General features: G+C 69.6%; 26 protein-coding genes. 22 read left to right on the top strand and 4 right to left on the bottom strand.

Going from position 1 to position 26,497, the window contains the following annotated elements:
- Positions 1 to 4: 4 nt before the first annotated feature.
- From prfA to K0817_RS18560, 5 genes are all read left to right on the top strand, one after another.
- On the top strand, positions 5 to 1,084 hold the full coding sequence (gene prfA, locus K0817_RS12590) for a peptide chain release factor 1 (RefSeq protein ID WP_219981857.1): 1,080 nt from the start codon (positions 5 to 7) through the stop codon (positions 1,082 to 1,084).
- Between the two features lie 147 nt (positions 1,085 to 1,231).
- Positions 1,232 to 1,978, top strand: a complete 747-nt coding sequence (locus K0817_RS12585; protein WP_219981856.1) for an endonuclease domain-containing protein — start codon at positions 1,232 to 1,234, stop codon at positions 1,976 to 1,978.
- Positions 1,979 to 2,127: 149 nt separating this feature from the next.
- Entirely contained in the window at positions 2,128 to 2,529 is a 402-nt protein-coding gene (locus K0817_RS12580; RefSeq protein ID WP_219981855.1) for a phage holin family protein, read from the top strand.
- 9 nt (positions 2,530 to 2,538) lie between these two features.
- Positions 2,539 to 3,102 (top strand): toxin, encoded by a 564-nt coding sequence (locus K0817_RS12575; RefSeq protein ID WP_219981854.1) that lies wholly within the window; start codon positions 2,539 to 2,541, stop codon positions 3,100 to 3,102.
- Between the two features lie 50 nt (positions 3,103 to 3,152).
- Positions 3,153 to 5,996, top strand: coding sequence for an AAA family ATPase (locus K0817_RS18560; protein ID WP_219981853.1), 2,844 nt, complete (start codon positions 3,153 to 3,155; stop codon positions 5,994 to 5,996).
- An 81-nt stretch (positions 5,997 to 6,077) separates the two neighbouring features.
- Here the strand turns inward: K0817_RS18560 and epsC are convergent, their stop codons facing one another.
- From epsC to cysK (K0817_RS12550), 3 genes are all read right to left on the bottom strand, one after another.
- Positions 6,078 to 6,659 (bottom strand): serine O-acetyltransferase EpsC, encoded by a 582-nt coding sequence (gene epsC / locus K0817_RS12560; RefSeq protein ID WP_219981852.1) that lies wholly within the window; start codon positions 6,657 to 6,659, stop codon positions 6,078 to 6,080.
- The gene (gene cysK / locus K0817_RS12555; RefSeq protein WP_219981851.1) at positions 6,656 to 7,609 is read right to left on the bottom strand and encodes a cysteine synthase A; all 954 of its coding nucleotides are present in this window, start codon (positions 7,607 to 7,609) and stop codon (positions 6,656 to 6,658) included. The genes epsC and cysK (K0817_RS12555) overlap by 4 nt, the downstream gene beginning before the upstream one ends.
- An 80-nt stretch (positions 7,610 to 7,689) precedes the next feature.
- On the bottom strand, positions 7,690 to 8,628 hold the full coding sequence (cysK, locus tag K0817_RS12550) for a cysteine synthase A (protein WP_219981850.1): 939 nt from the start codon (positions 8,626 to 8,628) through the stop codon (positions 7,690 to 7,692).
- A gap of 137 nt (positions 8,629 to 8,765) precedes the next feature.
- Here cysK (K0817_RS12550) and prmC point away from each other — a divergent pair, with 137 nt between their 5' ends.
- The 13 genes from prmC to K0817_RS12485 all read left to right on the top strand — a co-directional run bounded on the left by prmC (position 8,766) and on the right by K0817_RS12485 (position 19,969).
- Positions 8,766 to 9,635 carry a peptide chain release factor N(5)-glutamine methyltransferase gene (gene prmC, locus K0817_RS12545; protein WP_219981849.1) on the top strand — a complete coding sequence of 290 codons (870 nt, stop codon included), beginning with the start codon at positions 8,766 to 8,768 and terminating at the stop codon, positions 9,633 to 9,635.
- 78 nt (positions 9,636 to 9,713) lie between these two features.
- Positions 9,714 to 10,445 carry an L-threonylcarbamoyladenylate synthase gene (locus K0817_RS12540; RefSeq protein ID WP_219981848.1) on the top strand — a complete coding sequence of 244 codons (732 nt, stop codon included), beginning with the start codon at positions 9,714 to 9,716 and terminating at the stop codon, positions 10,443 to 10,445.
- On the top strand, positions 10,442 to 11,629 hold the full coding sequence (locus tag K0817_RS12535; RefSeq protein ID WP_219981847.1) for an MraY family glycosyltransferase: 1,188 nt from the start codon (positions 10,442 to 10,444) through the stop codon (positions 11,627 to 11,629). Before K0817_RS12540 ends, K0817_RS12535 begins: the two co-directional genes overlap by 4 nt.
- Positions 11,626 to 12,153, top strand: a complete 528-nt coding sequence (locus K0817_RS12530) for a hypothetical protein (RefSeq protein WP_219981846.1) — start codon at positions 11,626 to 11,628, stop codon at positions 12,151 to 12,153. The genes K0817_RS12535 and K0817_RS12530 overlap by 4 nt, the downstream gene beginning before the upstream one ends.
- 129 nt (positions 12,154 to 12,282) lie before the next feature.
- Complete coding sequence (gene atpB / locus K0817_RS12525; protein ID WP_219981988.1) at positions 12,283 to 13,074, top strand: F0F1 ATP synthase subunit A; 792 nt, start codon at positions 12,283 to 12,285, stop codon at positions 13,072 to 13,074.
- 58 nt (positions 13,075 to 13,132) lie between these two features.
- Positions 13,133 to 13,366, top strand: coding sequence for an ATP synthase F0 subunit C (gene atpE, locus K0817_RS12520; RefSeq protein ID WP_127819872.1), 234 nt, complete (start codon positions 13,133 to 13,135; stop codon positions 13,364 to 13,366).
- A 28-nt stretch (positions 13,367 to 13,394) separates the two neighbouring features.
- Entirely contained in the window at positions 13,395 to 13,949 is a 555-nt protein-coding gene (locus tag K0817_RS12515) for a F0F1 ATP synthase subunit B (RefSeq protein ID WP_219981845.1), read from the top strand.
- Complete coding sequence (locus K0817_RS12510; RefSeq protein WP_219981844.1) at positions 13,949 to 14,740, top strand: F0F1 ATP synthase subunit delta; 792 nt, start codon at positions 13,949 to 13,951, stop codon at positions 14,738 to 14,740. Before K0817_RS12515 ends, K0817_RS12510 begins: the two co-directional genes overlap by 1 nt.
- A gap of 63 nt (positions 14,741 to 14,803) precedes the next feature.
- Complete coding sequence (atpA, locus tag K0817_RS12505) at positions 14,804 to 16,441, top strand: F0F1 ATP synthase subunit alpha (RefSeq protein WP_219981843.1); 1,638 nt, start codon at positions 14,804 to 14,806, stop codon at positions 16,439 to 16,441.
- A gap of 20 nt (positions 16,442 to 16,461) precedes the next feature.
- Positions 16,462 to 17,358: a F0F1 ATP synthase subunit gamma gene (locus tag K0817_RS12500; protein WP_219981842.1), complete on the top strand. Its 897-nt coding sequence runs from the start codon at positions 16,462 to 16,464 to the stop codon at positions 17,356 to 17,358.
- A 37-nt stretch (positions 17,359 to 17,395) separates the two neighbouring features.
- Positions 17,396 to 18,844: a F0F1 ATP synthase subunit beta gene (gene atpD, locus K0817_RS12495; protein ID WP_219981841.1), complete on the top strand. Its 1,449-nt coding sequence runs from the start codon at positions 17,396 to 17,398 to the stop codon at positions 18,842 to 18,844.
- Position 18,845: 1 nt separating this feature from the next.
- Positions 18,846 to 19,106, top strand: coding sequence for a F0F1 ATP synthase subunit epsilon (locus K0817_RS12490; RefSeq protein ID WP_219981840.1), 261 nt, complete (start codon positions 18,846 to 18,848; stop codon positions 19,104 to 19,106).
- A 113-nt stretch (positions 19,107 to 19,219) separates the two neighbouring features.
- The gene (locus K0817_RS12485; RefSeq protein ID WP_219981839.1) at positions 19,220 to 19,969 is read left to right on the top strand and encodes a YaaA family protein; all 750 of its coding nucleotides are present in this window, start codon (positions 19,220 to 19,222) and stop codon (positions 19,967 to 19,969) included.
- 4 nt (positions 19,970 to 19,973) lie between these two features.
- Here the strand turns inward: K0817_RS12485 and K0817_RS12480 are convergent, their stop codons facing one another.
- Positions 19,974 to 20,465 carry a DUF4282 domain-containing protein gene (locus K0817_RS12480; protein ID WP_219981838.1) on the bottom strand — a complete coding sequence of 164 codons (492 nt, stop codon included), beginning with the start codon at positions 20,463 to 20,465 and terminating at the stop codon, positions 19,974 to 19,976.
- 181 nt (positions 20,466 to 20,646) lie between these two features.
- Between K0817_RS12480 and K0817_RS12475 the strand changes: the two genes are divergently transcribed.
- The 4 genes from K0817_RS12475 (at position 20,647) to K0817_RS12460 (ending at position 26,471) form a co-directional block, all read left to right on the top strand.
- Positions 20,647 to 21,459 (top strand): DUF5684 domain-containing protein, encoded by an 813-nt coding sequence (locus tag K0817_RS12475; protein WP_219981837.1) that lies wholly within the window; start codon positions 20,647 to 20,649, stop codon positions 21,457 to 21,459.
- Between the two features lie 103 nt (positions 21,460 to 21,562).
- Positions 21,563 to 22,570, top strand: a complete 1,008-nt coding sequence (locus K0817_RS12470; protein ID WP_219981836.1) for an aldo/keto reductase — start codon at positions 21,563 to 21,565, stop codon at positions 22,568 to 22,570.
- Positions 22,571 to 22,677: 107 nt separating this feature from the next.
- Positions 22,678 to 23,505, top strand: coding sequence for a protein phosphatase 2C domain-containing protein (locus tag K0817_RS12465; protein WP_219981835.1), 828 nt, complete (start codon positions 22,678 to 22,680; stop codon positions 23,503 to 23,505).
- Positions 23,506 to 23,570: 65 nt separating this feature from the next.
- Positions 23,571 to 26,471 carry an FtsK/SpoIIIE domain-containing protein gene (locus K0817_RS12460; protein ID WP_219981834.1) on the top strand — a complete coding sequence of 967 codons (2,901 nt, stop codon included), beginning with the start codon at positions 23,571 to 23,573 and terminating at the stop codon, positions 26,469 to 26,471.
- Positions 26,472 to 26,497: the final 26 nt, after the last annotated feature.

Raw genomic sequence — 26,497 nt, 5'->3', positions numbered from 1 at the left:
GGCGATGTTCGAGTCGGTCCGAGGACTGATCGAAGAGCACGCCGCCATCCAGACGGAGCTCTCCGACCCGGCGGTGCATGCCGATGCTGCGCGCGCCAAGCGCGTCAATCGGCGCTACGCCGAGCTGTCGCGGGTCGTGAAGGCGCACGAGGACTGGGTCGCGGCATCCGCTGATCTCGAAGCCGCGCGCGAGTTCGCCCGCGAGGACGAGGCGTTCGCCGAAGAGGTCCCGGCGCTCGAGGCGAAGCTCGCCGACGCGCAGGAGCGGCTGCGACGGCTGCTGATCCCACGCGACCCCGACGATGCTCGCGACGTCATCATGGAGATCAAGCAGGGCGAGGGCGGCGCCGAGTCGGCGCTGTTCGCCGCCGACCTGCTGCGGATGTACCTGCAGTACGCCGCCTCGATGGGATGGAAGACCGAGCTGCTCGCGCGCAGCGAGTCCGACCTGGGCGGGTACAAGGAAGTCCAGGTGGCGATCAAGGGCTCGTCGTCCGACCCTGCGCAGGGCGTCTGGGCGCACCTGAAGTACGAGGGCGGCGTGCACCGCGTGCAGCGGGTGCCCGCGACCGAGTCGCAGGGCCGCATCCACACCTCGACGACGGGCGTGCTCGTCTTTCCCGAGGTCGACGAGCCGGACGAGGTGGAGGTCAACCCGAGCGACCTCAAGATCGACGTCTTCCGTTCATCCGGTCCGGGCGGGCAGTCGGTCAACACGACCGACTCCGCGGTGCGTATCACGCACCTGCCGACCGGCATCGTCGTGTCGATGCAGAACGAGAAGTCGCAGCTGCAGAACCGAGAGGCGGGAATGCGCGTGCTGCGGGCACGGCTGCTCGCACGTCAGCAGGAGGAGCGGGATGCCGCGGCCTCCGATGCGCGCAAGTCGCAGATCCGCGGCATGGACCGCTCCGAGCGGATCCGCACGTACAACTTCCCCGAGAACCGCATCGCCGACCACCGCACCGGCTACAAGGCCTACAACCTCGACCAGGTGATGGACGGCGCACTCTCCCCCGTCGTCGAGGCCGCCATCCAGGCCGACGAAGAGGCGCGCCTCGCCGCCCTCGGCTCCGACGCCTGACCCCGACTCTCCGCTCGACATTTCGAGCGGCCGTTCAGGGGTGTGCGCGCCTTGCCGGACGAGGGCGGGACGGATGCTGCACACCGCCATCCGATCGAAGTCCAACGCGAGCGGATTCGGCGGAACGTTCACCACTTCGCCGTTCACATGCACGAGCACGAGTTCTTCTCACACGTGACCGCCGCCGTGCTGTGGGGACTGCCACTTCCGGCTGTGGACATGAGCTGCCTCGACGTGTCCGTCGTCGCACCTCACCGCGCTCCGCGCGGCCGCGGAGTCCGCGGTCATCAGCTGGCATCAAAGCTGGTGTCGACGATGATCCACGAGGACGGGTTCACGGTCGCCTCTCCGGCGTCCACGTGGGCTCAGCTCGGACGGATCGTCCGGCATCCGTACGATCTCACCGCCATCGCAGACGCGGTCATCCTCACACCCAGGGTGGTGGGGCCGTTCGGCCGCGTCATCCGCCCGTCGCTCGACACGATCGAGTCGCTCGCCGCCGAGCTCACGCGCGGTCGGCGAGTGGGAATCGACTCTCTTGAGGAAGCGTTGCGCCGGACTCGTCCGGGGGCGGTGTCAAGGCCTGAGACGTGGGTGCGCCTGACCGTCGTCGACGCGGGTCTTCCGGAACCGACGGTGGATCACGACGTGTACGACGAGGACGGCGTGTTCGTCGGCTGTGTGGACCTCGCGTACTCGGAGCTCAAGATCGCCATCGAATACGAAGGCGACCATCATCGAGTCGAGCAAGGTCAGTGGAATCGCGACATCATCAAGCACGATCGGCTGGTCGAGCTCGGTTGGCGCGTGATCCGTGTCACGAAGTCGAGCGTGTTCAACGATCCCGGCGATCTCGTGCGCCGCGTTCGCACCGCGCTGCGCGCCCGCTCCTGATCCCGCCCCGCCGCCGCCCACGCGACGGGCCGGTCCCCGTCGCCACCCGGGTTCACTTGCCCTGTTCGTACATCAGACCGGCCTCTCCGCGTACGTTCAGGGCAAGTGAACCGGGGGAGGGGGGAGGGCCATGGCGGTAGGGTCGGCACGTGTTCGCCTTTCTCATCCATGCGCTGACGTTCATCGTCTCGGCAGCGCTCGGGCTCATCCTCGCCGACCTGCTGCTCGAAGGCTTTCACATCGACTGGAGTGACTGGTGGGGCTTCGTGCTCGCGGTGCTCATCTTCGCGCTCATCCAGAGCGTCCTCGCGCCGCTGGTCTCGCGACTCACCCGACGCCACGCGCCGGCCCTGCTCGGTGGCATCGGCATTCTCTCGACCTTCGTGTCGATCGTGATCGTCGTGCTCATCCCGGGCGCCGGCATCGGCATCTCGCAGCCGCTGGCATGGATCGTCGCACCGCTCATCGTGTGGATCGTCACGGCGGTGGCCACCTGGCTGGTGCCGCCCCTGTTCATCAAGGACGACCGGCGCGACCGGCGCCGGGCGTAGCGCGAACGGATGCCGCCGCATCCCCGCCGCATCCGGGTGCTCGGCACCTCCGGCTCGGGCAAGACGACGCTCGCGGCCGAGATCGCCCGGCGTACCGGGCTTCCGCGCCTCGAATTGGATGCGGTCTTCTGGGACGCGGGCTGGCAGTTTCGTGAGCTCGAGGAGGCGCACCGGATCATCGAGGAGTTCACGGCGGACCACCCGGACGGCTGGGTGATCGACGGCAACTGGACGTCGCGCCTGGACGGCCGACTCGATCCCGGGTCGGAGGGCGGGGCGGATCTGGTGGTGTGGCTGGATCATCCCCGATCGGTGGTGATGGCCAGGCTCGTGGCGCGTACGCTGCGGCGCGGCATCCTTCGTGAAGAACTCTGGCATGGCAACCGCGAGCGGCCCTCGGGGTGGTTCTCACGCGACGCGCACAAGAACATCATGCGCTGGGCGTGGGTGCAGCACGCCGCGGTGCGCGAGCGATTGAGCGCACGCACGGGGGAGTGGCCCATCGTGAGACTCACGGGCCAGCGCGACGTCGACACGTGGCTGGCGCGGCTCGGGCCGGGTCGACCCGGTTGATGCCCGAGGCCCGTGCAGGCGCGGCGTGACCCGGTGGGACGCCCCGCACGATGCGCGACATCACGGCCACGGCGGGCCGCGCCGATGGGATGATGGGCGGTATGCAGATCGGCCGGGTTCCCCTCGTCGGTCGTCAGGCAGACCTCGCGGCGTTGCGCGCCGAGGTCGCCGCCGTCGGGCCCGCCGGACGGGCCGTCGTCGTCTCGGGCGACGCCGGGATGGGCAAGACCCGGCTGCTGCGCGACTTCACCGACGGTCTCGGCGACGTCGTGGTGCTGCGCGGCGCGTGCGTCGACTCCGGATCGGGTCCCGCGCCGCTCACCGCGGTCACTGATCTGCTTCGCGATCTTGTCGACGCGCTGGGTGTGGCGGCGGTGCGCGAGGCGGCAGGGCCCGGCGCGGACGCGCTCGGCGTGCTGGTGCCCGCCCTCAGCGAGGCACCCGGCGAAGCGGAGCGCCTCGCCGACGTCGTCGTTGAACTGTTCTCCGAGCTCGCGCGCGCACATCGGCTCGTGGTGACCATCGAAGACCTCCACTGGGCGGATGGCACCACGAGCGAGATCGCGTCGCGCCTCGTTCGCCGCGCGGCCGCCGTGCCCCTGTTCGTGCTGCTGTCGTATCGCACCGATGACCTCGGCCGCGGGCATCCGCTTCGGCCGGTCCTGGCAGAGCTGGATCGTGCGAGGCTGATCACGCATCGACCGCTCTCGCGTCTGAGTTCCGCCGACGTCGCGGCTCTGGCCACGGCCGTGCACGGTGGCTCGCTGCCGGCCGAGGTGCTGCACGACATCGCGGCACGCAGCGACGGCATCCCGTTCTATGTCGAGGAGCTCGCGAGCTTCACCAGCGAGCGGCTTCCGACTTCTCTGCGCGAGGTGCTCCTCTTGCGGTACGAGCGGCTTGTGCCCGATGCGCGCCGGTTCGCCCGGGTGCTGGCCACGGGCGGCGTCGAGGTGACGCATCCGGTGCTGCGTGCCGTCTTCGAGGGCGACGAATCCGCGCTCGAGGATGCGGTCCGCGATGCCGTGGACGCGCAGGTCGTCGTGATCCGCGGCCAAGCGTATGCGTTCCGTCACGCCCTCATGCAGGAGGCGGTCTATGCCGAGCTGCTGCCCACAGAGCGGACGCGGCTGCACACGGCGTACGCCGTCGCGCTGGAGGCGGCCGAACCCACGCCGCGCGTGCTGGCCGATATCGCGCACCATTGGCGGGCCGCGCACGTGCTGGATCGTGCGCTGACCGCGGCGGTGACGGCACAGCGGGCGGCGAGCCGCGCGTCGGCGTGGACGACCGCCGCCGACACCGGCGAGCGAGCGCTCGAGCTGTGGGATGCCGTGCCCGATCCGGAGCAGAGGACCGGCATGCGACGGGTCGATCTGCTGCGGCGAACCTCCGGCGCGCTCGTGTCGGCGAACCGCCAAGAGCGCGCATTGGCGTTCGCTCAGGAGGCGGTCGCATTGTGGCCCGAGGACGACACGGTCGGACGCGCTGCGATCCTCGCGGATCTGGCGACGAGCGAGTTCCAGGCGGGAGTGTCGGACGGGGTGGCGAGCATCGAGCAGGCGCTCGCGATCCTGGGCGAAGATCCACGACACGACGTGCAGCGCGCCGGATTGCTGCTGTCTTCGGCGCGCGTGCACATGCTCAACGGCCGCCTGGGCCTCGGACGTGAGGTCGCGGCGCAGGCGCGTGAGACGGCCGAGGCTGCGGCGTCGGCGGGCGACCCCGTCGCGGCTGAGGCCGTCGCGCAGGCGATGCTCATCGTCGCGACGTGCCTGACCACCAGTGGCGACGCCGCCGGCATCGCGCTGTTCGACGAAGCGCGCCCGCGGGCGTCGGATTTCATGCGGGCGATGATGCGCTACTACATCAACTACTCGAACGCCCTGATGCTCGTGGGGCGATACGAAGACGCGATCGCGCTCGCCCGGGAAGGGCACGAGTACGGCAGAGCGCATGTCGCCGACCGCGGTCCGCTCGTCATGCTCGAGGCCAACGTGATCGAGGCGCTGCTGTATTCCGGCCGGATGCCGGAGGCGGAGGAACTCGGGGCGCGCTTGCTGCCGATGATCGAGCCGGGCCTGTATTCGGCTTTTCTCCGCGAGCGCCTGGTCTGCCTCGCCATCTGGCGAGGGCGCATCGCGGATGCCGAACGGGCACTCGAGGCGGCGGGCCGCGAACTGGACACGTTCGGCGCCTACGAGTTCCAGACGCGGTTCGGCATGACGTACGACCGAGGGGAGCTGGCTCTCGCCCGTGGCGACGCACGCCAAGCGCTGGCGTATGCCGACACCGCATGGAAGGACGCGGTCGGCGCCGTCCTGGCCCTTCCGCTGACGGCGGTCGCGGCGCGGGCGATCGCCATGCTCCGTCAGAACGGAGAGGATGCCGACCCCGAGCCGTACCGCGCGGTGCTGGAGAGATTCAAGGGGTGGCCGGTGACTCCGCTCTGGGCGGCGGTGTTCGCCGCGGAACTCGGTGAGGGGCCCTGGTCGGCGGTGATCGAGGCCGAGGGGCCGGCGTACATCCTCGCGTACGCCCGTGTGCGTCACGCTGAAGCGCTCCTGGCGCAGGGCGACCGTCCGGGCGCGAGAGACGCGCTGTCCCTCGCTGCGTCGTATGCGGAGGGGATCGGAGCGGATGGTCTGGACGCGCGGGCGCGGGAGCTGTCGGCGGACGCCGGACTCGCGGAGGTTGCGCCGCGATCGATCCTCACTGCTCGCGAGGAGCAGGTTCTCGAACTGCTCGCCGAGGGGCTCAGCAACGGCCAGATCGCCGAGCGACTGTACATCAGCGTCAAGACCGTCTCGGTGCACGTGTCCGCGATCCTGCGAAAGCTCGACGTGCCCACGCGCACGGCAGCCGCAGCCATCTACCGCCGCACGGTGGCCTGAACCTGCATCCCGGTCTGAACCGGCATCCCGGCCTGAACCGGCATCCCTCCTACGGGGGCCCGACGCGACGGCGTTGCCGGATCAGATGCTGTAGTCGGGTGTGGTGAGCAAGGCCCGCGTCTCTTCTCCGGTGCGACGTGCACGGGGCTTGGCGGGCACGCCGACGAGAACGCTGTCGGCCGGCGCATCCTTGGTGACGACAGCGTTGGCGCCGACGACCGAGCCCGCACCGATCGTGATCGGACCGAGGATCTTCGCACCTGCGCCGACCGCGACGCCGTCTTCGAGGGTGGGATGCCGCTTGCCGCCCTCGCGCTGACGCCCCCCGAGCGTCACGCCGTGGTAGAGCATCACGTCGTCGCCGACCTCGGCGGTCTCGCCGATGACGACCCCCATGCCGTGGTCGATGAAGAACCGTCGGCCGATCGTGGCGCCGGGGTGGATCTCGATGCCGGTGAGCCAGCGGGTGACCTGCGAGCCCGCCCGCGCGATGAAGCGCGCCCGGCGTGTCCACAGCGCGTGCCACACCCGGTGCGCCCAGATGGCATGCAGGCCCGGATAGAGAAGCGCGATCTCGAGGCCACCGCGGGCAGCGGGGTCGCGCAGTTTGGCGGCTGAGAGGTCTTCGCGCACGCGCGCCACGAATCCGATGTGCTCGGTCATTTCTTCTCCGCCTCCGGTTCGCGCAGGTGTTCGTACAGAGCAGTGGACAGGTAGCGTTCGCCCGAGTCGGGCACGATCACGACGATCCGCTGCCCCGCTGTCTCGGGTCGGGCCGCGATCTCCAATGCCGCCCACACGGCGGCGCCGGCCGACATGCCGGCGAGGATGCCCTCGCGGGTCGCAAGTTCCCGGGCGACGCGGATCGCGTCGTCGAACTCCACGTCGATGATCTCGTCGACGACGGAACGGTCCAGTACGTCGGGCACGAAGTTCGGGCCGATGCCCTGGATGCGATGCCCCCCGGCGCGGCCCTCGGTGAGGACGGGGGAGTCCTTGGGCTCGACCAGCACGACCTTTGCCTGCGGGTTGCGCTGCTTCAGCACCTGGCCGACGCCGGTCACCGTGCCGCCCGTGCCCGAACCCGCGACGAACCAGTCGATGCGGCCATCGGTGTCGCGCCAGATCTCCTCGGCGGTCGTGCGACGGTGGATCTCGGCGTTGGCCTCGTGCTCGAACTGACGGGCCAGGATGGCACCAGGCGTGTCGGCGGCGATGCGGCGGGCGGTCTCGACGGCCTCGGTCATCCCCTTGTACGGGTCGGTGAGCACGAGTTCGGCGCCGTACGCCTTGAGCAGCGTCCGGCGCTCCTTCGACATCGACGCCGGCATCGTGAGGATGACCTTGTAGCCGCGGGCCGCGCCGATCAGCGCCAGCGCGATGCCGGTGTTGCCACTGGTCGACTCGACGATGGTGCCACCCGGCCCGAGCTCTCCCGACTCCTCGGCCGCCGCCACCAGTGCGTAGCCCAGGCGGTCTTTGACCGACGAGCCCGGGTTGTAGAACTCCAGTTTGGCCAGCACCTCCGCGTCGAGGCCCTCGGTGAGCGCGTTCACGCGCACCAGCGGGGTCTCGCCGAACGCGGTGGTGATGTCGGAATGGATGCCGGGCACGGAGCGCTCCTCGGATCGGGCGGATGAGACGACGACGGCGCGACGGCGCCCGAGCGGGTCCGTCGCGCCGTCGTTGCAGATCAATCCTCGCGCAGATCCTCGTAGAGGGCGGTCGAGAGGTAGCGCTCACCGAACGACGGAACGATCACGACGATGTTCTTGCCCTCCGCCTCGGGGCGCGCGGCGATCTGCAGCGCAGCCCAGATGGCGGCACCCGAAGAGATGCCGACGAGGATGCCGTCCTTCGTGCCGACCGCGCGGGCCGTCGAGATCGCGTCGGGGAACTCCACGTCGATGACCTCGTCGATGACGCCCTGGTCGAGAATCGCCGGGATGAAGTTCGGCCCGATGCCCTGGATCTTGTGGGGGCCCGGCGTGCCCTTGGTCAGCAGCGGCGAATCGGCCGGCTCGACGGCGACGACCTTCGCGCCGGGTGCGCGCTCCTTGAGCACCTGACCGACGCCCGTGATCGTGCCGCCGGTACCGATGCCGGCGACGAAGTAGTCGACCGCTCCGTCGGTGTCGCGGAGGATCTCTTCGGCTGTCGTCTTGCGGTGGATCTCGGGGTTCGCCTCGTTCTCGAACTGCCGCGCGAGGACCGCGCCGGGGATGTCGGCCACGAGCTCCTCGGCCTTGGCGACGGCGCCCTTCATGCCACCGGCCGGGTCGGTGAGGACGAGCTCTGCGCCGTAGGCCTTCAGCAGCAGGCGGCGCTCGATCGACATGGATGAGGGCATCGCCAGGACGACGCGATAGCCGCGCGCGGCGCCGACCATTGCCAGCGCGATGCCGGTGTTGCCACTGGTCGCCTCGACGATGGTGCCGCCGGGCTGCAACTGGCCCGAGGCTTCTGCCGCGTCGACGATCGCGATGCCGAGGCGATCCTTGACGCTCGAGGCGGGGTTGTAGAACTCCAGCTTGGCCAGCACGTTGCCGCCGACGCCTTCCGCCACGCGGTTCAGGCGCACGAGCGGGGTGTTGCCGAAAGCAGAGGTGATGTCGGGATGGATGCCGGTCATGTCGGGGCCTTTCGCGGGTTCACGGCAGAGTCGAGCACCAGCCTAGAACCCGCGCTTTCGTGTGAGTCCAAGTGTGACGAAGTGAGAGTTCGAAGGCGCGTCGGGGACGCGGCATCCCGAAATAGAGTGGACCGGTCATGAATCCCGCACCATCCGTCGCCGAAGCGCTCCAGCGCGCCGCCGAGCGGCTGGCAGCCGCGGGCATCCCCGATCCCGTCGTCGACGTCGAGCTGCTCGCGGGCTTCGTGCTGGGCACCGGCCGTGGGGGAGTGCAGGCTGCGGCGATGCGCGGCGCCGACTTCACAGCCGACGAGGCGCGGCGCCTGGACGAGCTCGTCGCGCGGCGGTCCACGCGCGAGCCGCTGCAGCACATCACCGGCCTGGCCCCGTTCCGCCATCTCGAGCTGCGCGTCGGTCCCGGGGTGTTCGTACCTCGGCCCGAGACCGAGATCGTCGCCCAGCTCGCGATCGATGCGCTGCGGGCTGCGGCATCCGCGGCGCCGGTCGCCGTGGATCTCGGCACCGGCAGCGGGGCGATCGCTCTGGCGATGGCGACCGAGGTGCCGCACGCGCGGGTGTTCGCCGCCGAGAACTCCGTCGACGCGTTCGTGTGGACCAGGGAGAACTTCGAGCGGGTCGGCGCCGACAACGCGCAACTCGCCTTCATCGATCTCGCTCATGCGTTCCCAGAGCTGGACGGCACGGTCTCGGTCGTGGCCTCCAACCCCCCTTACGTTCCGGATGCCGCGATTCCGCGCGACCCGGAGGTCCGGCTGTTCGATCCGCCCGCGGCGCTCTACGGCGGCGTGGACGGGCTGGACGTGGTGCGCGTGCTGAGCGAAGTCGGGCTGCGCCTGGCGCACCCCGGCGGCGCGATCGTGATCGAGCACGGCGAATGGCAAGGCGAGGAGATCCGCCGGATCCTCTCCGCCGACGGCTGGCGCGCCGCGGCGACGCACCCCGACCTGACGATGCGCGACCGCGCCACCACCGCACTGCGGCCGTAACCGGGCGATCGGCATGGCCCGGCGCCTGCACCGGCCGGGCGAGGCTTCGCGCCTGCTCCGGACTAAACTGGCGGCGATATGTCCCCCATCTTCGACTGCCGTGATGAAGCGCAGCTGCTCACAGGCATGCGCCAGGCGCGCCAGGCCATCGGCCGCGGCGAGCTCGTCGTGATCCCCACCGACACCGTTTACGGCGTCGCCGCCGACGCCTTCGACGCGAAGGCGGTCGGACGGCTGCTCGCCGCGAAGGGTCGCGGCCGGCAGTCGCCGCCGCCGGTTCTCGTCGCCGGTGTCACGACGCTGCGGGCGCTCGTGGCCGACGTCCCCGAGCCGGTCGAGCGGCTCGTCGAGGCGTTCTGGCCGGGAGGGCTCACGATCGTCCTTCCCGCCCAGCCCTCGTTGTCGTGGGATCTCGGCGACACCCACGGCACGGTGGCCGTGCGGATGCCGGAGCACCGCATCGCCCTCGAGCTGCTCGAAGAGACCGGGCCCCTGGCCGTCTCCAGCGCGAACCGGACCGGTATGGCCGCGGGCATCACCGCCGAGGACGCGGAAGGGATGCTGAAGGACAGCGTCGCGGTGTACCTCAGCGACGGTCCCTCCAAGACCGGCGTCGCGTCGACGATCGTCGACGCGACGAGCCTGGTGGGCGGGGCCGAGCCCCTCGTCCGCGTGCTGAGAGAGGGAGCCGTGGGCCGCGCGCGCCTGCGCGAGGTGCTCGGCGACCTGCTCGAGCCCGACCCCGTGGACGAGTTCGCTGCCGCCGCCGAGGTGCAGGAGCCTCCACACCGGGAACCCGACGGCGCGTGAAGCAGTACGTCTTCACGATCCTGCTGACCGCCGCGGTCACCTTCGTCCTGTCGTGGGCGGTGTGGCGCCTGAGCCTGAAGTACAAGCTGTACCCCGGCATCCGCGAACGCGACGTGCACAAGACGCCCACCCCGCGTCTCGGCGGCATCGCCATGTTCCTCGGGGTGGTCGCGGCGTTCGCCGTCTCGTCGCAGCATCCGTTCTTCGCCATCGTCTGGTCGCAACCCCACGAGATCTACGCGCTCCTGGGCGCCACCGGCCTCATCGTGCTCGTCGGCGTCTTCGACGACCTGTGGGACCTGGACTGGACCATCAAGCTCGGCGCGCAGTTCCTCGCCGCGGGCGTGATCGCGTGGTTCGGCAAGCTGCAGATCTACACGCTGCCGCTGGGCGGCATGACGATCTTCTCCAGCTGGGCGAGCTTCGCGCTGACGGTGTTCTCGATCGTCGTGGTCATGAACGCCGTCAACTTCATCGACGGCCTCGACGGCCTCGTGGCCGGCGTCTGCCTGATCGCGAACGCCGTCTTCTTCGCGTACTCCTACATGGTGTTCCGCGACACCGGTGCCAGCAGCTACTTCAATCTCGCGTCGTTCATCGCCGCGGTGCTCATCGGCGCCTGCATCGGCTTCCTGCCGCTGAACTGGAGTCCGGCGAGGCTGTTCATGGGCGACGCCGGCGCCCTCATGCTGGGCCTGCTCATGGCCTGCTCGGCCATCTCCATCACCGGCAACTTCGACCCGGCCATGATGGGCGACAACGACGAGTTCGGCCGGTCCCAGCTGCTCGGTGCCTTCATCCCGATCCTGCTGCCGGTCGTGGTGGTGCTGTTGCCGCTGATCGACTTCGGCCTGGCGGTCGTGCGACGGATGAGCAGGGGAAAGTCGCCCTTCTCGCCCGACCGCAAGCACCTGCACCACCGCATGCTCGACATGGGGCATTCCGACCGCGATGCGGTGCTGATCTTCTACGCCTGGACCGCGCTGGTCAGCCTCTCGGTGCTGCTGATGTACATCGGCACGACGCTGGAGTGGCCCGGCGACTATCTGATCGGCGTCGCCTACGGCGTCGTGGGCGTGGCCGCATGCCTCGTCGTGACCTTCCTGCCCTCGCGGCGCCCGGCGCAGCCTCCTGCGGTCACGGCTCCGCCCTCACCCGAAACCTCGACGGAGAACGCCCGATGACCCCCAACACCGTCTCCAGCACACCGATCCTGCGCACCGTCCTGGTGTGGTCGGGCACCGTCACCGCGGTGCTCGCCGTCGTCGGCGCCGTCGTCGGCTACCTCGTCGCCGGATCGACCGGGTTGTGGAGCGCCCTGGTCGGAGTGCTCGTGGCGGCGGTGTTCCTCGGCATCACCGGCGCCAGCATCCTGATCGCCAACCGGTGGTACGGCGACGCGCTGTACGTCCCGCTGTTCTTCGGGATCGTTCTAGGCGGCTGGATCCTCAAGTTCGTCGTCTTCATCATCGCGCTGCTGGTCCTGCGCGATCAGCCGTGGGTCGAGCCGACCGTCTTCTTCGTCGCCGTCGTGGTCAGCGTGCTGGCCTCCCTCCTCGTGGATGTCGTCGTGCTCCTGCGCATGCGGGTGCCGCATGTGAGCGACGTCGTGCTTCCCACCGATCCGGATGCCGGAGACCGCACAGACGGCGCGGACGGCGGGGAGCGGCCCGGCCCCCCGGCGGATTCAGGGACCTCTCAAGTTTGATAGGCTGATCTCGCGCCCGCCCGCTCGCTTTGCGAGTGCTTGCGGAGTGACGCTCACCGACCATCGTCGCAACGGTTCTTGACCGGTGCCCCGAAGCTGGAGCCAGCGCTGACTACTCAAGCTGCGACCCTGATCGCCCCCTTTGCCGCCGACGCGCCCCCGGAGTTCCACGGGCCGTCGATCGAGGAGTTCTTCCCCGAAGCGATCTTCCAGATCGGTGGTTTCGAGTTCAACCGGATCCATATGATCCAGCTGCTCGCGACGCTCGCCGTGGTCCTCATCTTCTGGCTCGGCACGCGCCGCATGAAGATCGTTCCTGGCCGCTTCCAGAGCCTGGTCGAGATGGGCCTGGACTTCGTCCGCGTCAACATCGGCGAAGACCTGCTCGGCAAGAAGGACGCCCAGCGCTTCCTGCCGATCCTCACCACGATCTTCTTCATGGTGCTGTTCATGAACATCACGGGAATCATCCCGTTCCTGAACATCGCCGGAACCGCGATCATCGCGGTGCCGCTGACTCTCGCCGTCGTGAGCTACGTCACGTTCATCTACGCCGGCATCAAGAAGAGCCCCAAGAACTTCTTCAAGAACTCGCTGTTCCCGTCCGGCGTGCCGTGGCCGATCTACATCATCGTCACGCCGATCGAGCTCATCTCGACGTTCATCATCCGGCCGGTCACTCTGACGCTCCGACTGCTGATGAACATGATGGTCGGGCACCTCCTGCTCGTCCTGTTCTTCGCGGCGACGCAGTTCTTCCTCCTCGACATGGGCGGATGGTGGTCGGCGCTGGCAGCAGGGTCGCTCGCGTTCGGCTTCGTCTTCACGCTGTTCGAGATCCTGGTGGCCGTCCTCCAGGCGTACGTCTTCGCTCTCCTGACCGCGGTCTACATCCAGCTCGCAGTCGCGGAAGAGCACTAAGCGGGTCGGCGCTGTCTCAACGATGCAGCGCCGCCCATAACCGAAAGGAAACACCCCCGTGGACGCAACTACGGTTCTCGCCCAGGTCACCGGAAACGTCGCGACGATGGGCTACGGCCTCGCTGCGATCGGCCCGGCCATCGGCGTGGGCATCGTCGTCGGCAAGACCATCGAGGGCGTGGCACGCCAGCCCGAGCTCGCCGGTCGCCTGCAGGTGCTCATGTGGATCGGTATCGCCTTCACCGAGGCGCTCGCCTTCATCGGCATCGCGACCTACTTCATCTTCCAGTAAGCGCCGCTACCAGTTCTAAGGAGACAGGATGCTGAACGCTCTTGTCGCGTACGCGGCGGAGGACGGGGCGGCCTACAACCCGCTCATCCCCGCCTGGTACGACATCATCTGGTCGGCGGTCTGCTTCGTCGTCATCCTCTTCATCTTCTGGAAGGTCGCCCTTCCGCGGATGAAGACGCTCCTCGACGAGCGCTCAGCCGCGATCGAAGGCAACATCGCCAAGGCAGACGAGGCGCAGCGCAAGGCCGAGGCCGCGCTCGAGGAGTACACCTCCCAGCTGGCCGAGGCCCGCAAGGAGGCCGGTGAGATCCGCGATGCCGCCCGCGAGGACGGCAAGAAGATCGTCGCCGAGGCCAAGGAGACCGCGTCGTCCGAGGCCGCACGCCTGACCGCGACCGCGCACGCCCAGATCGAGGCCGAGCGCCAGACCGCGCTCGTGTCGCTGCGCAGCGAGGTGGGCACACTCGCCCTCGATCTCGCCGGCGGTGTGATCGGCGAGACCCTGGCGGACGACCAGAAGGCTCAGGCCGTGGTCGACCGCTTCCTCGCCGAGCTCGAGGCATCCGAGGGAGCCAAGGCGTAATGGGCAGCGCGACCACTCAGGCCCTCGCGGCGACGACGGCGGCGCTCGACGCCGCGTCGGGCGTCGACCTCGACGTGGCCCGCGAGCTCTTCGCGGCGGCACGCGCCGTGGGCGACTCGTCGCAGCTGAGCGGCGCGCTCGCCGACTCCGCCGCGCCGGTCACGGCACGGCGCAAGGTCGTGGCCGACGTGTTCGGCCCGGCCGTGAAGCCCACGACGGTGTCGCTGCTGACGACCGCCGTCGAGCAGCGCTGGTCGTCGGCCGGCGACCTCGTCGACGCGATCGAGGAGCTCGCGATCCGGGCCGCTGCCGTCGCGACGCCGACGGCCGACCTCGACGAGGAGCTGTTCCGCTTCTCGCGCACGATCGCCGGCAACCCCGAGCTCGAACTGGCACTGGGCAGTCGGGTGGGGGATGCCGCGGCCAAGCGCGCGCTCGTCGAGACGCTCTTGTCAGGCCGCGCGAACGACGCCACCACGCTGATCGCGTCGTCGCTCGTCCAGCAGCCGCGCGAGCGCCGCATCCGTCAGCTGCTCTCCCGCGCGACGCGGATCGTCGCCGACCAGCGCGGCCGCAAGGTTGCGACGGTCTACTCGGCCGCGCCGATCAGCGACGCGCAGAGCACGCGGCTCGCCGCGGCGTTGTCGCAGCGCTACGGCGCCTCGGTGTCGCTCAACACCGTCGTCGACCCCACAGTGATCGGCGGGCTGCGCGTGCAGATCGCCGACGATGTCATCGACGCAAGCGTGTCCTCCCGACTGGCGGATGTCCGCCAGCGACTGGCCGGCTAGTACAGACTTCCCGCTCCACGGGCGGAGATTTCGGGGCCGAGGCCCCATGAACGAAGGAAAACAATGGCAGATCTCTCTATCAGCCCCGACGTCATCCGTGACGCGCTGAAGGACTTCGTCGCCGCGTACGAGCCCACCGGGGCAGCGGCGACCGAGGTCGGCACCGTCATCGACGCCGCCGACGGCATCGCCCACGTCGAGGGGCTGCCCGGCGTCATGGCGAACGAGCTCGTAACGTTCGAGGACGGCACGCTGGGCCTCGCGCAGAACCTCGACGAGCACGAGATCGGCGTCGTGGTGCTGGGCGAGTTCTCCGGCATCGAGGCCGGCCAGCCCGTCACCCGCACCGGCGAGGTCCTCTCGGTGCCGGTCGGCGACGGCTACCTCGGCCGCGTGGTCGACCCCCTCGGCAACCCGATCGACGGCCTCGGCCCGGTCGCGAGCGAGGGCCGTCGAGCACTCGAGCTGCAGGCGCCGGGCGTCATGCAGCGCAAGAGCGTGCACGAGCCGCTGCAGACGGGCATCAAGGCGATCGACGCCATGATCCCCGTGGGCCGCGGTCAGCGCCAGCTCATCATCGGCGACCGCCAGACCGGCAAGACGGCGATCGCGATCGACACGATCATCAACCAGAAGGCCAACTGGGAGTCGGGCGACACCAACAAGCAGGTCCGCTGCATCTACGTCGCCATCGGCCAGAAGGGTTCCACGATCGCCGCCGTCAAGGGCGCGCTCGAGGACGCCGGAGCGATGGAGTACACGACGATCGTCGCGGCTCCGGCATCCGACCCCGCCGGCTTCAAGTACCTCGCCCCCTACACCGGCTCGGCCATCGGCCAGCACTGGATGTACGGCGGCAAGCACGTGCTCATCATCTTCGACGACCTGACCAAGCAGGCCGAGGCCTACCGCGCGGTGTCGCTGCTGCTGCGCCGCCCGCCGGGCCGCGAGGCTTACCCCGGTGACGTCTTCTACCTGCACTCGCGTCTGCTCGAGCGCTGCGCGAAGCTCTCCGACGAGCTGGGTGCCGGCTCGATGACGGGCCTCCCGATCATCGAGACCAAGGCCAACGACGTGTCGGCCTATATCCCGACCAACGTGATCTCGATCACCGACGGCCAGATCTTCCTGCAGTCCGACCTCTTCAACGCCAACCAGCGTCCCGCCGTGGACGTCGGAATCTCGGTGTCGCGAGTCGGCGGTGACGCACAGGTCAAGTCGATCAAGAAGGTCTCCGGCACGCTCAAGCTCGAGCTGGCCCAGTACCGCTCACTCGAGGCGTTCGCGATGTTCGCCAGCGACCTCGACCCGGCGTCGCGTCGTCAGCTGGCCCGTGGTGCGCGTCTGACCGAGCTGCTGAAGCAGCCGCAGTACTCGCCGTACCCGGTGGAGGAGCAGGTCGTGTCGATCTGGGCCGGCACCAACGGCAAGCTCGACTCGATCGAGGTCGAGGACGTGCTCGCGTTCGAGCGCGAGCTGCTGGACTACCTGCGCCGCAACACCACCATCCTCGACACGCTCCGCGACACCAACGTCCTGGACGACGACACGGCGGCCGAGCTGGCGAAGAAGACCGACGAGTTCATCCTCGAGTTCCAGGCCGGCAAGGGCCAGGCCATCGGCAAGCCGGGCCACGAAGAGGTCGCGGCAGCCGGAGTCGAGGACGTCAACCAGGAGAAGATCGTCAAGGGCCGCCGCTAAGGCGACCTCGGACAGGGACAATGGGCGCACAACTCCGGGTCTACAAGCAGAAGATCAGCACTGCTCAAACGACCAAGAAGATCACGAAGGCGATGGAGCTCATCGCGGCTTCGCGCATCCAGAAGGCGATGGCGCGTGTGCGCGCGTCGTCGCCCTTCGCGCGGGCCGTGACGCGAGCCGTCTCCGCCGTGTCGACCTACTCGAACGTCGAGCATCCGCTCACGAAGGAGCGCGAGGTCATCCGCCGTTCGGCGGTCGTGATCTTCGCGTCCGACCGTGGCCTCGCGGGTGCGTTCAACTCGCAGATCCTCCGCGAGGGCCTCGAGCTCGCACAGCTCCTCCGCCAGCAGGGCAAGGAGCCGGTGTTCTATCTCATCGGTCGCAGGGCGGTCGGGTACTTCCAGTTCCGTCGCATGGCGGCCGCTGCGGAGTGGACGGGCGACACCGACACCCCGCATTTCCACACGGCCGAAGAGATCGCGGCGACGCTGCTCGACGCATACAACCGCGGCGGTGAGGACGGCGGCGTCGACGAGATCAACCTCGTCTACAACCGCTTCGTCAGTATGATGACGCAGTCGCCCGAGACGGTGCGCCTGCTCCCGCTCGAGGTCGTCGAGGCCGAAGAGGCGGCGACGGCGCAGGTCTATCCGCTGTACGAATTCGAGCCGGATGCCGAGACCGTACTGGATGCGCTCCTGCCGGTTTACATCCAGAGCAGGGTCTTCAACGCTCTCCTGCAGTCGTCGGCGGCCAAGCACGCGGCGACGCAGAAGGCGATGAAGTCGGCCAGCGACAACGCCGACAAGCTCATCACCGACTACACCCGCCTGCGCAACAACGCGCGTCAGGCCGAGATCACGCAGCAGATCGCCGAGATCGTCGGCGGCGCCGACGCGCTCGCATCGGGCAAGTAATCGCTGCGTCAACAGACCACACGAAAGAGAAGAAGCCATGAGCCTCACCGCAGAGAAGACCGAGACCGCGGTCGTCGGCCGCGTCGCGCGCGTGACCGGTCCGGTCATCGACATCGAGTTCCCGCACGACTCGCTGCCCGAGATCTACAACGCGCTGAAGACGACCATCGTCATCGAGGGCGAGTCGAACGAGATCACCCTCGAGGTCGCACAGCACCTCGGCGACGACCTCGTCCGCGCGATCGCGCTCAAGCCGACGGACGGCGTCGTGCGCGGCCAGGAGGTGCGCGACACCGGCGGACCCATCACGGTCCCCGTCGGCGACGTCACCAAGGGCCGCGTGTTCAACGTCACCGGCGACGTCCTCAACGCCGAGCCGGGCGAGACCATCGAGGTCACCGAGCGCTGGGGCATCCACCGCCAGGCGCCCAGCTTCGACCAGCTCGAGTCGAAGACTCAGATGTTCGAGACCGGCATCAAGGTCATCGATCTGCTCACGCCGTACGTGCTCGGCGGCAAGATCGGCCTCTTCGGCGGCGCCGGCGTCGGCAAGACCGTCCTCATCCAGGAGATGATCCAGCGCGTCGCGCAGGACCACGGCGGTGTGTCGGTGTTCGCCGGTGTCGGCGAGCGCACGCGTGAGGGCAACGACCTCATCCACGAGATGGAGGAGGCGGGCGTCTTCGACAAGACGGCCCTCGTCTTCGGCCAGATGGACGAGCCGCCGGGGACGCGTCTTCGCGTCGCCCTCTCGGCGCTGACGATGGCGGAGTACTTCCGCGACGTGCAGAAGCAGGACGTGCTGCTCTTCATCGACAACATCTTCCGCTTCACGCAGGCCGGCTCCGAGGTCTCCACGCTGCTGGGCCGCATGCCCTCCGCGGTGGGCTACCAGCCGAACCTCGCCGACGAGATGGGCATCCTCCAGGAGCGCATCACCTCGACGCGCGGCCATTCGATCACGTCCCTCCAGGCGATCTACGTGCCCGCCGACGACTACACCGACCCGGCGCCGGCGACCACGTTCGCGCACCTCGATGCCACCACCGAGCTCTCGCGCGAGATCGCGTCGAAGGGTCTGTACCCCGCCGTCGACCCGCTCACCTCGACCAGTCGGATCCTTGACCCGCGTTACATCGGTGAGGACCACTACCGCGTGGCGACCGCCGTGAAGCAGATTCTCCAGAAGAACAAGGAACTGCAGGAGATCATCGCGATCCTCGGTGTCGACGAGCTGTCGGAGGAGGACAAGATCGTCGTCTCGCGTGCCCGCCGCATCCAGCAGTTCCTGTCGCAGAACACCTACATGGCCAAGAAGTTCACTGGCGTGGAGGGCTCCACGGTCCCGATCAAGGAGACCATCGAGTCGTTCGACGCGATCGTCAAGGGCGACTTCGACCACGTCGCCGAGCAGGCCTTCTTCAACGTCGGCGGCATCGCCGATGTCGAAGAGCGCTGGGCGCAGATCCAGAAGGAGAACGGCTGACATGCCGCTCAAGGTGAGCCTCGTCTCCGCTGACGCGGAGGTCTGGTCGGGAGAGGCGTCGCTGGTCGTCGCCAAGACCGTCGAGGGCGAGATCGGCTTCATGTCGGGCCACGAGCCCGTGCTGGCGATCCTCGCCGAGGGACAGGTGCGCATCACCGAGACCTCAGGCTCGAAGATCATCGCGAACGCGCAGGACGGCTTCCTGTCGATGGCCGGCGACGACCTCACGATCGTCGCGGGCAACGCAGCGCTGATCTCCTGACACGTGACGCTCGTTGAGCGAGCGAAGCGAGACGAAACGCCTCGACCCCCGCGGGGGCCCGGGGCGTTTCGTCTCGTCGTCGGCGCTCTTCACTCAACCGCCATGAGGCATACATGCTGATCCTGCTTCCCCCGTCCGAGACGAAGCGGTCAGGCGGGCGCGCAAAGCCGTTGCAGACGGCGACCCTCGCACTGCCGTCGCTTGCGCCGCAGCGTGAAGCGGTCGTCGGTGCGCTCGTGACGCTGTCGGCCGACGAGGACGAGGCCGCGCGGGTACTCAGGCTCGGTGCCACCCAGCGTGGCGAGGTCGCCGTCAATGCGGCGTTGCGTGAGTCACCCACAATGGCGGCCGTCGACCGCTACACCGGCGTCCTGTACGACGCGCTGGATGCGGCATCCCTCGACGCCTCCGCCCGCCGCTGGCTCGCGACGCACGTCATGGTTCACTCCGCGCCCTTCGGCCCGGTGGGTGCCCTCGACGCGATCCCGGGCTACCGGCTGGGCGCCACCGCTTCGCTTCCCGGGCTGCCTCCACTTCGACGCGTGTGGAATGAGGCCGTGACGAGTGCGCTCCACGACCTCGCTCCCGGCTTCATCCTCGATCTGCGTTCGGAGGCGTACGTCGCCCTGGGCGCGGTGCCGCCGTCCGTCGGAGCGCGGTACGTGCGCGTCGTGACCGAGAGCACCGACGGTGCCGTGCGCGCGCTCAATCATTTCAACAAGCACGCCAAGGGCGCCCTCGTTCGTCGTCTCGCCGAGGACCGCCCGCGCATCGGGTCTGCGAGTGGATTCGTGCGGTGGGCGGATGCTGCGGGCCTGCGTGTCCGCGACGGTGCGCGCGACGAGCTCGAGCTCTTCGCCTGACGCGTCAGCGCTTGGTGTGCTGCGCGGTGCGCTCGGTGTTCTCGGCGATCGCGATGAGGGCCACGACGGCTTCGATCACGAACCTCAGCAGGATGATCGCCAGGAACGTCAGGACCGGAACGATCACGAGCGTCGCGACGATCGCGGTGATGCCCGCCCCGACGTTGAACCAGAGCAGCGAGATACCGTTGAGGATGCCGCCCACGAAGTAGACGATGAACCCGGTCGCGATCGCAATGAGCCCCACGAAGTAGAAGACGCTCGCCAGCCGCCGCGTGATGAAGGTGCGGAACGAAAGGTCGAACAGCGCGGCGAAGAAGCCTCGCCCGACATCACCGGCATCGCCGTTGACGGTCGGGACCCCGGTGTCGTCGGGGTCGGCGGCAGGCTGGTGGGACGGACGCGACGTCGGGGTTCCGGTCGTGCGGGCGGCCTCGGCCGCGGACTGCTCCGGCAGTGGCGGGGGAGAGGCGGCGGGCGGGTTCTGATCGGACATGGAGGCTCCTTCGTCTGGCCGATGTGCTCAGGCTATCCAGCGCGGCGATGCGGTGGCCATCCCCGCGACACGTAACGAATGCTGACAGGAAGCTGTGAGCGTCGATAGCATGTGAGCCGCGGGGCAGGGGTCCCGTGGACGCCTGTGATGCGTTCGAATCGACTTTCTTGGAGGTCGCGCCATGTACAACGACTACGACGGGGTCGGCGGTCTGATCGCCTGGCTCGTCATCGCCCCAATCATCTTCCTGTTCGCGATCGCCGGATACATCATCGGCTCCTGGTTCCTGATGAAGATCTTCGAGAAGGCAGGAGTGCAGGGCAAGTGGCGTGCGTGGGTTCCTGTGTACAACACCCTGATCTTCGTCAAGCTGGGTGACCTGAACCCCTGGTGGCTGCTGGTCCTGTGGGGCGGCACGATCGTGCTCGGCTGGGTGCCCGTGCTGGGGTGGCTCATCGGCCTCGCGGCGTTCATCTACACGCTCCTGGCCGCGTGGCGCGTGGGCCTGAAGCTGCAGAAGGAAGCCGTCTGGCTCATCCTGTACTTCTTCCTCGCGATCGTGTGGCTCGGCATCAACGCCTTCGACCGCTCGCGCTGGAACACGGCGATCCCCGCCGCACCGTGGGCAGGCAACTTCCTCGCTGACAACACGGTGTGGTCGGGCTTTCCGAGCCAGGCTCCCAGTGGCGGCCACCCCGCCAACCCGGCTACCTCTCCTGGCTACCAGCCGCCCGCGGGGTACCAGCCCCCGGCCGGCTACCAGCCGCCGGCCGCGCCGCCGTCGGGTTATGCTGCGCCGCCCGCGGCGCCGCAGCCGCCTGCCTCGACGCCGCCCGCGGCGGCCGAGCACCCGGTGACGCGTCCGCCGGCATCGACCGAGCCACCCGCGGCGCCGCCGGCCGCCGACGCTCCGGCCAGTCCGGAGCCGCCGACGACCCCGCCGTCGCCGGATGCACCTGACGCGCCCGACGCGCCCGACGCACCGCGTCCGTAAGGGCACGAGTCGGCCCCTCACCGAATCCGGTGAGGGGCCGACCCATGCCCGGGCCCGGTGCAGTCGCGACGTGTGGGTCCCGGCGGCGGCTAACGTGAGAGGCATGACCTCCGCTGACGCTGTCGACGCCGTCCCCGCCCGCCGAGTCGGTTCCTCCGGCCTGCTCGTCTCTGCGGTCGGCCTGGGCTGCAACAACTTCGGCCGTCCCGGCACGCGCACCGAGACGATCGAGGGCACGCGGGACGTCCTGGATGCCGCGATCGACGCCGGCGTGACGTTCCTCGACACCGCCGACATATACGGCAGGGACCCGGGCCTGTCCGAGACGCTGATGGGTGAAGCGCTCAAGGGCCGCAGGGACGGCGTCACCCTCGCGACGAAGTTCGGGCACTCCGGTCGAGACATGGGGTATCCCGTCACCGGGGCGAAGGCATCCCGCACGTACGCGCGACGCGCGGTCGAGGCATCCCTCACCCGTCTGCAGACCGACTGGATCGACCTCTACCAGCTGCACACGCCCGATCCGCACACGCCCATCGAGGAGACCCTCGACGTGCTAAGCGATCTCGTGCGCGAGGGGAAGGTCCGCTACATTGGGCACTCGAACTTCTCCGGGTGGCAGATCGCCGAAGCGCACTTCGTCGCGGCCCAGCGTGCCGGCATCCCCTTCGTGTCGGCGCAGAATCATTACAGTCTGCTGGCCCGCGCGGCCGAGCGTGAGGTGCTGCCGGCCGTCGAGCGGTTCGGACTCGGATTCCTGCCGTACTTCCCGCTGCACAACGGCCTGCTCACCGGCAAGTTCAGTCGCGACCACGCGCCGGCCGACTCCCGGATCATGCGTCAGCGCCAGCATGTATGGCACGAGGCGCCGTGGGACGCCCTGGAGCAGTTCCGGGCCTTCTGCGGCGAGCGTGGCGTCACGATGGTCGAAGCGACGTTCGGGTGGCTGCTGTCGCACGAGAGCCTGTCCAGCGTCATCGCGGGCGCCACGAGCCCCGAGCAGGTGAGGGCCAACGCCGCCGCGGCGACGGCGTGGTCGCCGACGGGCGACGAGCTCGCGGCGATCGATGCCCTCTTCCCGCTCCCGGACGACCCCGGCGCGCGCGTCTGACGGCGCGCCAGCCACCCTTTGCGCCGAAGCCGCGGCGGGTGAAGCGACTAGTATGTGAGGACGCGGGGCCGACCGGTCCTGGAGCCGGCCGATGGGGAGGACAACGCGTGGTCGAGGTCTCCACCCAGTCCCGGACGGTACCGGTCCCCGGCGGAGAACTCGAGCTTTCATGGGCCGCGGCGACCGACACCGGACGTCGGCGTGAGGTCAACCAGGATGCCGTCTTCGCAGCGTTCCCGCTGTTCGTCGTCGCCGACGGAATGGGCGGGCACGTGGGCGGCGAGATCGCCAGCGCCCGCACGATCGAACGCCTGAGCGCCCTCGCCGACGCCGGCGCGGTGACGCCCAAGACGATCGAGAAGGCGCTCGCACGCGCGGTGAAAGACATCGCGGCTCACCCCGAGGCGACAGACGACGGAACGGGGACGACGATCACCGGTGTCTTCCTCGACACCAGCGGCGAGGCGCCGCACTGGGTCACTCTCAACATCGGCGACTCGCGCGTGTACCTCGTCCGAGACGGGGCGATCGTGCAGATCACGACCGACCACTCCGTGGTGCAGGAGCTCGTCGCAGCGGGGCGGCTCAGCCCAGAAGAGGCCGAGAACCACCCGTACGGCAACGTCATCACCCGGGCCGTCGGACCCAGCGAGGGTGTGACGCCCGACTACGTGCGGCTCGACGTGACAGACGGCGACCGCTTCGTGATCTGCTCCGACGGGTTGACAAAGGAGCTCACGGACTACGGCATCCGCCACTTCCTCGATGAGAACCCGGACCCCGCGGATGCGGTGGCCGCGATGCTCGACGCCGCACTCGAGAACGGTGGCCGCGACAACATCACCGTGATCGTGCTCGACGTCGGCTACCCGCAGAGCGCGGAAGGCGCCGAGGCTTCGGCGCCCGCCGCCGGCTCCTCCCCAGTCGAGGGCTGAGCGCCACTTTCCACAGATCCCTCGGCCGGCCGGGCCGGCCACCACGTTCCGCGGTGAACTGAGGTGTGCGCTCCTCCCTTGCCCCGCAGCCGTCGCCTCGGGCAGCCCTTGACCCGCTGGGTGCGGGAGGCGGGCATGCCGGGCTGGCCGAACCGGCCCACCTCGACGATGAGCCGCTGACGCTCCCACCGCCCTGGACGCCACCGCCCCGGCCGCCCCTGCCCGTCGTCGCGGCGGTCGTCCCGCTCGTGGGCGCTGTGGCCCTGTGGCTGGTCACCGGTTCGGTACTGTCACTGTGGCTGGCGCTGCTGGGCCCTTTGATCGCGGTCGCGACGATGGCTGATGCCCGCCGAGCGGCCCGCCGCGATCGCCGTCGTGCGACGGCCGACGCCGCCGCGGCACGCGAACGGGTGGCCGCTGCGGTGGTTCGACGCCATGAGATCGAGCGTCGTCGCTTATGGGCGCGGCATCCCGACGTGGCGCGCCTTGTGACGCACGACGAGGCGATCTGGCGCGCGGGCTTGGATGCGATCGGCCTGGTCGTGGGCGCCGGCGAGGTCGCGAGCCGTGTGCGTGTGGTGGGAGGAGAGGGCGATCCGGATGCCGCTGACCTGCGCCGCCGCTCCGCCCGCCTGGGCGACGGTCCGATCGTGGTCCGTGCCGACGAAGGCATCGTCGTGGTCGGTGCCGGCGCGGCGGCTGTGGCGGTGCATCGAGCGCTCGTGCTGCAGCTGTGTCTGATCGCACCGCCCGGCGAGGTGCGCATCGTGGGAGCCGCGCGCGGTTGGGCGAGCTGGACTGACGCGTTGCCGCATCGCGCGGCTTCAGCGGGCGTGGCCCTCGCGCTCCCCGGCCCGGGTGAGCAGGCGCCACCTGAGGCGCGGATCACGATCGCGCGGTGCGCGCCGGGCGAGCCTCTTCCGCCGCGTTGCGGCGCGGTGCTCACCGTCCGCTCACCGGACGCCGCCGTGCTTGAGCGCGCCGGTGAGCGTGTGCCGCTGCGTGTTGAGGCGGTCGGTGAGAGCCAGGCCGGCGAGATCGCCGCGAAGCTCGCGTCGCGTGCCGAGCACAGTCTCGGCCTCGCCCGCGGAGCGCGGGAGCCGGTGCAGCTGTCGTCCCTGGTCGCGGCCGCACCCGTGGCGGGACGGGACCGGCTTCCCGCGGTGGTGGGAGTCGCCGGCGGCGAGCCGATGATGGTCGATCTCGTCGCCGACGGACCGCATGCCGTCGTGATCGGCGTCACCGGCTCGGGCAAGAGCGAACTGCTCATCACGTGGATTCTCGCGCTGTGCGCGACGCACACCACCGACGAGGTCACCTTCCTGCTGGCGGACTTCAAGGGCGGCACCGCGTTCGACACGCTCATCGGAGTGCCGCATGTGACCGGAGTGATCACCGACCTCGACGGCGCCGGAGCGCGACGCGCGATCGAAAGCTTGCGGGCCGAGCTGCGGCGTCGCGAGGGCGCGATCGCCGGCGCCGGGGCGCGCGACATCCTCGACCCGCGGGTCGAGCTACCCCGACTGGTGGTTGTGGTGGACGAGTTCGCCGCGCTGCTGGGGGATCATCCCGAGATGACCGCCATCTTCGCCGACGTCGCGGCGCGCGGACGAGCGCTCGGGATTCATCTGATCATCGGAACGCAGCGCGCGGCCGGGGTCATCCGTGAAAACCTGCTTGCGAACTGCCCGCTCCGCGTGAGCCTGCGGGTGACCGACGCCGCCGACAGCCGAGCACTGCTCGGCACCGACGAGGCGGCACGGCTTCCGGGTGGCGTGCACGGCCGCGGCATCGCGCTCGTCCGCCGCGCCGGCGACGCCGTCCCGCAGCGTGTCACGATCGCGCTGTCCGGTCCAGATGACGTCGCTGCGGCGATTGCGCATGCCGGAGAGCGCGCGCCGCGCCGCCCGTGGCTTCCGGCGCTCCCCACCCGAGTGCGCCTCGCCGACCTCGCCGACCACGCCGACCCTGACCGCCCGCACGACCCCGCCGCTCCAGGCGTACGCGGGCAGCGGCTGCTGTTGGCGCTGGCGGACGAGCCAGCGCTGCAGCGCCAGCGCATCGTCGCGCTGAGCCCGTCGGACCGCGGCGTCCTGATGCTCGGGGGAGCCGGGTCGGGTGTCACGAACGCCCTCGAACTGATCGCGGTGCAGTCGGCGGGCGAGGTGACCCGCGTGCCGTCGGACTCCGAGGGCCTGTGGGACACCGTTGCCGCGCTCGCCGAGAGGATGCCTGCGCCTGGCACGCTGATCCTCATCGACGACCTGGACGCGTTGGCGACGCGACTGCCGTCCGAGTATGCCCAGACCGTCATAGAACGCCTGGAGACGATGATGCGACGCGCCGGCGACGCCGGAGTGCTCGTTTTGGTCGGCGCCCATCGCCTGACCGGCGCCGTGTCACGGATCGCGGACCTCATACCCCGCCGCCTCCTGCTGCCGTACGCGAACCGCACCGACCACGCAGCCGCGGGCGGAGATCCTGGGCACTTCGATCCGGATGCCGGGCCCGGCCGGGGCAGGTGGGCGGGCCTGACCGTGCAGGTCGCCCTGGCACCCGAGCGGCCGGTACCATCGGCCGCCCAGCCGTCGCCGTGGCACCCGTCCGCCCCGCTTACCGGGTTCGTGGCCCGCCGGTCTCCGGCCCCGCGCGCGGCGCTCGAGGCCTGGGAGCGACGGGGAGCGCGTCTGATCGAGGTCGACCGATACGCGTCCGATCCCGGGGACGCCGAGGGGCGGGTCGTCGTCGTCGGCGAGCCCGATGAGTGGCAGCGCCACTGGCGCCTGCTGGCCGACCTGCGCGGCGATCACGATCTCGTCGTCGACACCTCGTGTGCGGCAGAGCTGCGCCTCCTCATCAGTGTGCGCGACGCGCCCCCGTACTGCGAACCGGGGGCCGGTCGAGCCTGGCTGGTGTCAGCAGGCGCTCCGCCGGCACGCATCGTCCTGCCCCGGATCGATGCGTGAAGCGCGGCGAGTCGGGCCGGGGTGTC

It is taken from the genome of Microbacterium sp. HD4P20 (genome assembly GCF_019449275.2).
Classification (GTDB): Bacteria; Actinomycetota; Actinomycetes; order Actinomycetales; family Microbacteriaceae; genus Microbacterium.
The sequence above is the reverse complement of the archived record's forward strand: the minus strand, read 5'-3'. Positions and strand labels throughout refer to the sequence as shown.

What these genes read in the sequence shown, in the direction of transcription:
- prfA (WP_219981857.1), top strand. Translation starts at nt 5, where the DNA reads ATGTTCGAGTCGGTCCGAGGACTGATCGAAGAGCACGCCGCCATCCAG.
- K0817_RS12585 (WP_219981856.1), top strand. Translation starts at nt 1,232, where the DNA reads ATGCACGAGCACGAGTTCTTCTCACACGTGACCGCCGCCGTGCTGTGG.
- K0817_RS12575 (WP_219981854.1), top strand. Translation starts at nt 2,539, where the DNA reads ATGCCGCCGCATCCCCGCCGCATCCGGGTGCTCGGCACCTCCGGCTCG.
- K0817_RS18560 (WP_219981853.1), top strand. Translation starts at nt 3,153, where the DNA reads ATGCGCGACATCACGGCCACGGCGGGCCGCGCCGATGGGATGATGGGC.
- epsC (WP_219981852.1), bottom strand. Translation starts at nt 6,659, where the DNA reads ATGACCGAGCACATCGGATTCGTGGCGCGCGTGCGCGAAGACCTCTCA.
- cysK (WP_219981850.1), bottom strand. Translation starts at nt 8,628, where the DNA reads ATGACCGGCATCCATCCCGACATCACCTCTGCTTTCGGCAACACCCCG.
- prmC (WP_219981849.1), top strand. Translation starts at nt 8,766, where the DNA reads ATGAATCCCGCACCATCCGTCGCCGAAGCGCTCCAGCGCGCCGCCGAG.
- K0817_RS12540 (WP_219981848.1), top strand. Translation starts at nt 9,714, where the DNA reads ATGTCCCCCATCTTCGACTGCCGTGATGAAGCGCAGCTGCTCACAGGC.
- K0817_RS12530 (WP_219981846.1), top strand. Translation starts at nt 11,626, where the DNA reads ATGACCCCCAACACCGTCTCCAGCACACCGATCCTGCGCACCGTCCTG.
- K0817_RS12515 (WP_219981845.1), top strand. Translation starts at nt 13,395, where the DNA reads ATGCTGAACGCTCTTGTCGCGTACGCGGCGGAGGACGGGGCGGCCTAC.
- K0817_RS12510 (WP_219981844.1), top strand. Translation starts at nt 13,949, where the DNA reads ATGGGCAGCGCGACCACTCAGGCCCTCGCGGCGACGACGGCGGCGCTC.
- atpA (WP_219981843.1), top strand. Translation starts at nt 14,804, where the DNA reads ATGGCAGATCTCTCTATCAGCCCCGACGTCATCCGTGACGCGCTGAAG.
- K0817_RS12500 (WP_219981842.1), top strand. Translation starts at nt 16,462, where the DNA reads ATGGGCGCACAACTCCGGGTCTACAAGCAGAAGATCAGCACTGCTCAA.
- atpD (WP_219981841.1), top strand. Translation starts at nt 17,396, where the DNA reads ATGAGCCTCACCGCAGAGAAGACCGAGACCGCGGTCGTCGGCCGCGTC.
- K0817_RS12490 (WP_219981840.1), top strand. Translation starts at nt 18,846, where the DNA reads ATGCCGCTCAAGGTGAGCCTCGTCTCCGCTGACGCGGAGGTCTGGTCG.
- K0817_RS12485 (WP_219981839.1), top strand. Translation starts at nt 19,220, where the DNA reads ATGCTGATCCTGCTTCCCCCGTCCGAGACGAAGCGGTCAGGCGGGCGC.
- K0817_RS12480 (WP_219981838.1), bottom strand. Translation starts at nt 20,465, where the DNA reads ATGTCCGATCAGAACCCGCCCGCCGCCTCTCCCCCGCCACTGCCGGAG.
- K0817_RS12475 (WP_219981837.1), top strand. Translation starts at nt 20,647, where the DNA reads ATGTACAACGACTACGACGGGGTCGGCGGTCTGATCGCCTGGCTCGTC.
- K0817_RS12470 (WP_219981836.1), top strand. Translation starts at nt 21,563, where the DNA reads ATGACCTCCGCTGACGCTGTCGACGCCGTCCCCGCCCGCCGAGTCGGT.